At 48.0% G+C, this 1,664-nt stretch carries 2 protein-coding genes; both read left to right on the top strand.

Going from position 1 to position 1,664, the window contains the following annotated elements:
- Nucleotides 1–181 precede the first annotated feature (181 nt).
- Complete coding sequence (locus FC49_RS09570; RefSeq protein ID WP_003714736.1) at nt 182–865, top strand: VIT1/CCC1 transporter family protein; 684 nt, start codon at nt 182–184, stop codon at nt 863–865.
- Between the two features lie 42 nt (nt 866–907).
- Nucleotides 908–1,564 carry a VIT1/CCC1 transporter family protein gene (locus FC49_RS09565; protein WP_176605838.1) on the top strand — a complete coding sequence of 219 codons (657 nt, stop codon included), beginning with the start codon at nt 908–910 and terminating at the stop codon, nt 1,562–1,564.
- Nucleotides 1,565–1,664: the final 100 nt, after the last annotated feature.

Below are 1,664 nucleotides of genomic sequence, written 5' to 3'. Positions count from 1 at the left end.
TCCATCAGTACTTAAAATTGTAGAACCTTAAAAAGCGATAGCCGAGTAACGGTTATCGCTTTTTAACTGGATAAATTAATTTTAATCATTCTAACTAAATCCATGAGTGAGCTAAAAACACTTGAATGTAATTATTCCAAATGTTAAAATGATTATAAAAAAAACGAAGGGAGAAACTATCATGGCGAAAAAGAAAATGTCACTAGCTCAAAAGGTGAACGTTCTCCGTGCTAGTGTCATGGGCGCAAATGATGGGATAATTTCGGTTGCCGGAATCGTCATTGGGGTTGCCGCTGCCACCAGTAATGCGTACTCAATTTTGATTTCTGGACTTTCTGGTAGTCTAGCGGGGATGATTTCAATGTGTATGGGAGAATACGTTTCGGTATCTACTCAAAAGGATTCCCAAAAGATGGCGATCATTAATGAACAGCAACGACTGAGCGAACAGTACCAGCACGAGTTCGATTATGTTCAACGTAAGTATGAGGAACAGGATATCGATCCCCAGCTAGCTCACCAGGCGACCGCCGAGCTGATGAAAAAGGATCCGCTCGGTGCAGTTGTGCAAGAACGATATGGCTTTAATCCCCAAGACTTTACCAGCCCCTATGCTGCCGCAATTGCCTCGTTTATCTCCTTTCCGACCGGCTCAATCCTACCGATGGTTGCGGTGACGATGGCGCCTGCAGCTGACCGGATTTGGGCAACCATGGTCGCCGTCCTGATTGCCCTCCTGGTGACCGGGTACTTGGCAGCAGTCCTCGGCAAGTCAAACCGGATCAAGTCAATGCTGCGGAACGCCGCAGCAGGCTTGCTGACGATGGGGGTTACGTTCTTGATTGGTCAGCTATTTGCACGGTAAGGGGTGAGATTAGTGGTAAAGATTAAACAGCAAAAGAAGACGATGGAAGAAAAGCTGAACACTCTTCGGGCCGGGGTGCTGGGTTCTAACGATGGTATTTTAACCGTCGTTGGTGTCTTGGTATCAGTGGCTGCGGCGACTACTGACCGGTTTACAATTTTTATTGCTGGTCTGTCAGATTTATTGGCCTGTGCCTTTTCCATGGCGTCGGGTGAATACGCCTCAGTTTCTACCCAAAAGGATACCGAAAAATCGGCAGTTGCCCAGGAAGAAAAACTGCTCAAGACTGATTTTGCGGGTGAGTTACAGGCCGTTACCGACTACTACGTCAATAAGGGAGTTTCCAAGGAAACCTCCGCTGCCATTGCGGCCGACCTATTAAAGAAGAAACCCCTAGCAACGGTTGTGCGGGTCAAATACGACATCGAACTTGGCCACTACCTGAACCCGTGGGACGCGGCATTTTCCTCCCTCTTTTCCGCGGCTGCGGGAGGGCTCTTCCCGTTAATGGCAATGACACTGGCACCTGAAGCATTCAAGTGGTACGCCGTCATTCTCGCCGTGGCCTTCACCTCGGCCCTGACCGGGTACATCAGTTCTAAGCTCGGCAACGGTCTGGTTAAGGTGGCAGTTATTCGGAACATTATCATTGGTCTGATTACCATCACAATCCACTACGGAGTCGGGAAACTCTTTTAAGATTAAGCACTCATTGGCAATATAAAAACGCCGCTGACCATTTTAAACGGTCGGCGGCGTTTCCGATTTACTGGCTCTTCGTCAAGAAGTACTGATGAGA

It is taken from the genome of Limosilactobacillus oris DSM 4864, from assembly GCF_001434465.1.
Taxonomy (GTDB): Bacteria; Bacillota; Bacilli; order Lactobacillales; family Lactobacillaceae; genus Limosilactobacillus; species Limosilactobacillus oris.
The sequence above is the reverse complement of the archived record's forward strand: the minus strand, read 5'-3'. Positions and strand labels throughout refer to the sequence as shown.